Here is a 6,236-nt window from a genome sequence, read left to right as displayed (position 1 = left end):
CCGCTGCCGATGTCCTGTGCCTCGGCCGGCCTCACCAACATGCAGGCGACCGCCGCGATCATCGCGCGTCTGACGGGCGGCGAGGTTCCGACCACCGGGCTGAAGTACCACGGCAACCACATCAGTCTCGGGCGGCGGGACGCGATCTTCCAGATGGTGGACGACAACGCCCGGTCGAAGTCCTGGTACCTGGGCGGCCGGACCGCCGCGCGGCTCAAGTCGGGCGTGCTCAAGACGGCCGGGTGGGGCATCGCCCACCCGACCTTCGGCATGCCCAAGCGCAAGCGCCGCCTGCCCACCGCGCCCGACCGGTCCGGTGTGAGGGCCGCCGCATAGGCTGCTCCGCATGGACAGCGCAGCCATCGAACGGTTCGAGGCCGGCCGGGGCCGGCTGGCCTCGCTCGCGTACCGTCTGCTCGGCTCGGCCGCCGACGCCGAGGATGCCATGCAGGACACGTTCCTGCGCTGGCAGGCCGCGGACCGCGAACGCATCGAGGTGCCGGAGGCGTGGCTGACCAAGGTCGTCACCCATCTCTGCCTCGACCGGCTCCGCTCGGCGCAGGCGCGGCACGAGCGAACGGCCGGTGCCTGGCTGCCCGAGCCGCTCCTCGAGGGCGACCCGATGCTCGGCCCGGCCGACACCTTCGAGCAGCGCGAATCGGTGTCCCTGGCCGTACTGATCCTCATGGAGCGCCTCTCGCCGGTCGAGCGGGCCGTCTACGTCCTGCGCGAGGCCTTCTCCTACCCCCACGCCGAGATCGCCCAGATCCTCGACATCACCGAGTCCGCGAGCCAGCAGCATGCCCACCGGGCTCGACGTCGGGTCACCGCCGAGCGCCGCCGCGGCGACGGCGAGGTGGACTCGGCGTCCGCGCGCCGGGTCGTCGAGGAGTTCCTCACCGCCGCCATGTCGGGGCGCACCGAACGGCTGGTGGCGCTGCTCACCGACGACGTGACGGCGGTCTCGGACGGCGCCGGACTGGCCAGGCGGCTGCTGCGGTACACGACGCGCGAGCGCGTCGCCTCCTTCGTGCGGGCAGGCTTCAAGCCCACGCCGGCGAAGCGGCGGCTGGCCGGCGGCTCACCCACGATCCACATCGCGCTGGTCAACGGCTCCCCGGCCGCCCTCGCCGTGGTCAACGGCCGGGTCGTGGGCGCCGTGGCGTTCGACGTCAGCGACGGCAAGGTCGCGTCCCTGCAAGGCATCGCCGCCGCGGACCGGCTCGGGCGCCTCAACGAGGCCTGGCGGCAGCACGAGCCCGCCGCGCCGGTCATCAGCGCGTGGTGACCGGCGTCACCGGAGGCCGGTGACGCGTCCGGACCATCGCGGGCACGGCTGCGGGCGCGATGCCGTGCCGGGCGCGTGCGCGACTCTCGCCTGTCGGGGTGCGAACGCGGTCGCCGTCGTGACACCGTCCACCGACGAGGCCGCGGTGGCGCTCCACCGGTCGGCCGGGTCCCCCGTCATGCGCAAGAACCGCGACCGGGCCGCGCCGGACGAGCCTGCACAGCGCACCCGTCCCGCACGCAGGGCCGGAGAGCCCGTATCCGCCGTGCCACCGACCTTCCGCTGATCGGTGCCGCATTACCGGCCGTCCGTGTGTGCACCTTTGTCAGTCGGTCGAGGAGGCGGGAACCCCCGGGCCCCGGCTGGGGATTCCGGTCTGCTCCGGGCTCTGGGCGGGTGCGGGGATCCGGTCCGTGGCGGAGGACGTGGCGAAGACCTCGTCGAGGGTGGTCGCGTCGATGGCGCGGTCGAACCAGAGATCCAGGACCGGCATGTCCGGACAGGTGGTGACGCGCTGTCGGATCTCTTCCGTCATCGGGAAGCCACGGCGCTCCATCAGGCGCAGCAGTTGCTCGGCCTTTCCGGCCACGCGCCCTTCCTCACGCCCTTCCTCACGGCCTTCCTCGCGTCCTTCTTCCTGTCCTGCGAGGCGGGCGTCGCCCACGATGGTGCCTCGCCTGGGGGTGAAGAGGGTCTTCATCAGGTTCCTCCAGATCTCCCGGGCGTGTTTGCTGCCCAAGCCGTCCTCGATCAGTCCCGCCAAGTCGTCCCGCGCTTCGCGGTCCGCGTCCTGAGCCAATGCCTCGCCCACCACTTTCAGTATGCCCTCGATGTCCGGGTCGTTGCTGTGGATCCACAGGCAGAACGCGGCGAAGTCCAGGTCCTCCGCGGCTTCCTGAACCTGGTCCATGCGCGGAACATTGCACGGCCCCAGCACATGAGGAACCGTCACCTGGGTGGGGCGCCCCACGCCGGTGCTCAGAGGCCTGGCCGCCCATGCCGCCGTCGCCGTGTCCACGCACAGGACCAGTAGGACGACCTCGAGCTTGTACCGGTCGCGCAAGTAGGCGATGTAGTACGGCCACGAGGTCTCCTTCTTCGTCTCGACGCCGGTCTGCGCCTCGACCAGCAGGACGAACGGATCACGCCCATCGGGACGGACCACCCGCAGGACGGAGTCCATGTGCCGGGTGAACATCTTCGGGGCGCCGGAGGCGTCCGTCGGGAGAGGCTCTGTGGTGACACCGGGCGGGATCCCGAGTCCCAGGAGGTCCAGCGCACGGTTCAGCGCTTTCGGACGTCCGGGCAGGAAGCCGTGCAAGGTGTCGTGACTGACATTGGGCATGACCTGAAACTATGAGCGGAGCAAGAATATTCGTTGGTTTTTGGGCTGTAATCACCCGTTTGGCTGAGCCCTCTGGACTTGACGCCGAGGCGGGACGGCCAGGGCGGTTGTGGCGTGTCACGCTCCGGGCGGTGCGGAGAGCACCGCCCGGACGGTCTTGCCGCTGGGCGGGTAGAGGACGTAGTCCCAGCGGTCGGCGAGGGCGGTGACGAGCGTCAGGCCGCGCCCGCCGAGGGGGAGCGCGTCGGGTTCGGCGTCCGCCGAAGGGATCCGCGGACACAGGTCCCCGCGGGCGTCGCTGACCTCGACGCGGAGACGGCCGGCCGCCGGGTCGAGGACGAGTGTCAGCCGGAAGCAGCGGCCGGGCACGCGGCCGTGGAGAACGGCGTTGGCGGCCAGCTCCGCGACGACGAGTTCGGCACGCTCCGTGAGGTCCTGCGGGATGCCCCAGGAGCGCAACTCGGTCACGGTGAGGAGCCGGGCGAGCCGGGCGCCGCGCCGCGTGGACGACAGTAACTGCGTGAAGGTGCGGGCGGGAGCGCCGGCTTGAGGTGTTGCGTGGTTCATGACGCCAGAGTGGAGGCCGGGCGCGGGCGGGGACGAGTGCCGCGCCCCGTACGCCGAGTCGGCGTACGGACGCGGGGAGTGGTCGGTGCGCCGGTTTCTCCGTCACGCCGGGTGGTGGGCGCGGGACGGCGGGAGGGGCCGGCGCGGCGCGGTACGGGGAGGCGCCCGGGCTTCGACTACGCGCACGGGCAGGCCAGTTCGGGCATCGCGCGGTTCGGGGAGCACGTCACCACGGCCAGGGAGAGGTACGAGGGGCGTTCGAGGTAGCAGCCGTACGACACGTCGGCGCCCGAGCGCAGGCGCTCGGCGGCGGCGCTCACCAGCCGGGCCAGACGCGCGGTGTCCCGGTCGCTCTCCGACGCGAACCGGGGCGCGTACTCGGCCAGCCGCTCACCGAGCCAGGCCGCCGCCTCCTTCGCCTCGTCCCACGTGCCCCGCACCAGTGAGCGGGGCTTGATGAGCCAGTACGCCGTCTCCAGGGGCGGGAGGCCCGACATGGAGAACTCCGCGGCCACCTGGCGGTAACGCTCGATCAGTTCCGGCCTGCATCCGGCCGGGGGCGGATCGGGGTGCGGGGGCCGCCGCAGGGCCTCGTCGTCGAAGCGTTCCTTCGAGCCGGTCCACAAATAGGCGTGGTGGTGCACGAGCCGTTCCCGTTTCGAGAGGCGCCGGCCGGGCGCGGGACGGACCCGGCCCGGCCGACGGGAGGGGAGGGGGGATCAGACGCCGAGGCCGAAGCGCGCCGGGTCGATACCGGCCGCGTCCAGCTCCTCCGTGGTGAACCGCAGCGGCTGCGCGTCCGGCCGCTTGCTGTCGCCCAGGGCCCAGGCGTCCTCACCGATCCGAGCCAGGGTCACGCACCCCTCGGTGCAGGGGCCGCCGCACGCCTTCACGAACGAGGCCCCGCTGATGTCGAGCGCGTACAGGGTGGTTCCGTCCTGCATCACTGCACCTTCTTCCTGCTCGTCTGAACGCGGCCAGGGCCGGCCGCCGCCGCCCGTACCGGGCGGGAGTCCACGGGAGGGGCGACGGCCGCCCGGACGTTCCCGCCGTGGCTCCGGACGGCGGGAACGGACGGTTTCTCCTCGCTCTCCATGACGTCAGATTGGCGGTCGGGCGGGGCGGGGACGAGTGTGGCACTCCGTACGCTGAGTCAGCGTACGGACACGAAGAGTGGACGGTACGTCTGATTTTCCGTCACGCTGGGTGGTGAGCACAGGGCGGCGTGAGGAGCCGTCACGGGGCGGTACGGAGGAAAGGGGCGGCGCATGGAGAACGTCGGAGTCGAGGGGGAGGCGGCCGGGGGCGTCGGCGCGCGAGTGGTTCCGGTGGGGGACTGGGAGCGGGAGCCCCATCCGTCCGACAGCCTGCGCACGTTCGGCGCGGTCGTCCAGGCGCTGCGCGAGCACGCGGGGCTCAGCCGCGCGGACCTCGGCGTTCGAGTGCGGTTCTCCAAACACACGGTCGAGTCGGTGGAGTTGGGGCGCCGCATGCCGGACGAGGTGTTCGTGGAGCGCGCGGAGGAAGCCCTCGGCAACACCGGCGCGCTGCGGAAGGCCGCCCGGCATCTCACCCGGGGCGAGGCGGGGCTTGCGGCGTGGTTCCGGCGGTGGGCGCGGCTGGAGCGGGAGGCGGTGAGCCTGTGCACGTACGAGTGCCGGCTGGTGCCGGGGTTGTTGCAGTCGGAGGGATATGCGCGGGCACTCTTCGAGAACCGGATTCCGCTGCTGACGGATGAGCAGTTGGAGGCCCAGGTTGCGGCGAGGATGGAGCGGCAACGGATGCTGTGCGAGCGTCCGACAGTTCCGTTCCACTTCATCGTTGAGGAAGCGGTCCTGCGACGGAGACTGGGCGGTGCCGAGGTGTGGCGCGAGCAGCTGGACCACGTTCTGGAGCACACGTTGCCTCGCAACGTGGCGTTGCAGATCATGCCGTTGGAAGCCGAGTACCACTCGTGCATGGATGGGCCTCTGCGCCTGCTGGAGACCCCTGAAGGGCGTCGACTCGCATACTCGGAGGGCCAGGAGAGCGGGCGGCTGATTGGTGACTCGAAAGAGGTGAGAGTCCTCCAGCAGCGCTATGAACCGTTCCGGGTTTGATCGAGACTCTAGGTTGTGACTGTGACCTGGGGTTTCGTGGTTTCGAGGTAGTAGTTGGTCTCGTATTCGGCGGGTGGGATGTGCCCGATCTCACCGTGCAGTCGGCGGTGGCAGTACCAGTCGACCCATTCGGCGGTGGCCAGTTCGACCTCGGAGAGTGTCTTCCAGGGCCGACGGGGCTTGATCAACTCAGTTTTGAACAGGCCGATCGTGGACTCCATCAGGGCATTGTCGTAAGCGTCGCCGACCGATCCGATCGACGCGGCGATGCCTGCCCGGTCGAGGTGCTCGGCGAGCGCGAACGATGTGTACTGCGACCCGGCATCGGAGTGATGTATCAACTCGCCTTTCTGATGGGATCGTTGATCTCGGTCGCGTTGCCAGAGGGCCATCTCGAGGGCGTCCAGGACGAGTCGGGTCTCCTTCGAAGTGGCCGCGGACCAGCCGACGATACGGCGGGAGAAGGTGTCCACGACGAAGGCGACGTAGACGACGCCGGCGAACGTGGCGACGTGGGTGAAGTCGGCGACCCAGCAGCGGTTCGGGGCCGGGGCGACGAAGTCGCGGTCCACGAGGTCTGGAGCCCGTTCCGCACTCGCGTCGGGGATCGTGGTGATCACCTTCTTGCCGCGGACCGCTCCGGTGATGCCGAGCTCGCGCATGAGGCGCTCGACGGTGCAGCGGGCCACCGCGACATCCTGGCGGTTCAGGTGCCGCCAGATCTTCCGGGCGCCGTAGACACGGTAGTTGGCCTCGTACACCTTTGTGATGAGGGTCTTGAGCTCGGCGTCGCGGACGGTGCGGGCCGCGGGCGTGGCCTGGCGCTTGTGGTGGGCGTAGTAGGTGGACGGGGCGATCTTGCAGTCGTGGTCGGTGAGGACCCGGCAGATCGGCTCGACGCCGCCGAAGCGGCCCTTGTGCTCGTCGATGAACGCTA

7 protein-coding genes and 1 pseudogene are annotated in these 6,236 nt (G+C 70.6%); 3 read left to right on the top strand and 5 right to left on the bottom strand.

From position 1 onward, the window contains the following. Positions 1-336: pseudogene (locus RH94_RS42640) on the top strand (oxidoreductase); the annotation flags it as partial. Between the two features lie 10 nt (positions 337-346). Next, positions 347-1,288, top strand: coding sequence for a sigma-70 family RNA polymerase sigma factor (locus RH94_RS07090; RefSeq protein ID WP_073946788.1), 942 nt, complete (start codon positions 347-349; stop codon positions 1,286-1,288). A gap of 325 nt (positions 1,289-1,613) precedes the next feature. Here RH94_RS07090 and RH94_RS07080 read toward each other — a convergent pair whose 3' ends face one another. From RH94_RS07080 to RH94_RS07065, 4 genes are all read right to left on the bottom strand, one after another. Continuing rightward, complete coding sequence (locus tag RH94_RS07080) at positions 1,614-2,633, bottom strand: hypothetical protein (protein ID WP_073946787.1); 1,020 nt, start codon at positions 2,631-2,633, stop codon at positions 1,614-1,616. A 117-nt stretch (positions 2,634-2,750) separates the two neighbouring features. After that, complete coding sequence (locus RH94_RS07075; RefSeq protein ID WP_073946786.1) at positions 2,751-3,200, bottom strand: ATP-binding protein; 450 nt, start codon at positions 3,198-3,200, stop codon at positions 2,751-2,753. A 176-nt stretch (positions 3,201-3,376) separates the two neighbouring features. Further along, on the bottom strand, positions 3,377-3,844 hold the full coding sequence (locus tag RH94_RS07070) for a hypothetical protein (protein WP_073946785.1): 468 nt from the start codon (positions 3,842-3,844) through the stop codon (positions 3,377-3,379). A 75-nt stretch (positions 3,845-3,919) separates the two neighbouring features. Further along, complete coding sequence (locus tag RH94_RS07065; protein WP_073946784.1) at positions 3,920-4,144, bottom strand: DUF397 domain-containing protein; 225 nt, start codon at positions 4,142-4,144, stop codon at positions 3,920-3,922. Positions 4,145-4,468: 324 nt separating this feature from the next. On the opposite strand from RH94_RS07065, the gene RH94_RS07060 reads away from it, so the two are divergent. Further along, positions 4,469-5,299, top strand: coding sequence for a helix-turn-helix domain-containing protein (locus RH94_RS07060; protein ID WP_073946783.1), 831 nt, complete (start codon positions 4,469-4,471; stop codon positions 5,297-5,299). An 8-nt stretch (positions 5,300-5,307) separates the two neighbouring features. Here the strand turns inward: RH94_RS07060 and RH94_RS07055 are convergent. Then, positions 5,308-6,236 (bottom strand): IS3 family transposase (locus RH94_RS07055; RefSeq protein WP_079188869.1); only part of this gene is annotated, 929 nt, incomplete at its 5' end.

Origin of the sequence: Streptomyces kebangsaanensis, assembly GCF_001906585.1 — a bacterium.
In the GTDB taxonomy this organism is placed as follows: domain Bacteria; phylum Actinomycetota; class Actinomycetes; order Streptomycetales; family Streptomycetaceae; genus Streptomyces; species Streptomyces kebangsaanensis.
The sequence above is the reverse complement of the archived record's forward strand: the minus strand, read 5'-3'. Positions and strand labels throughout refer to the sequence as shown.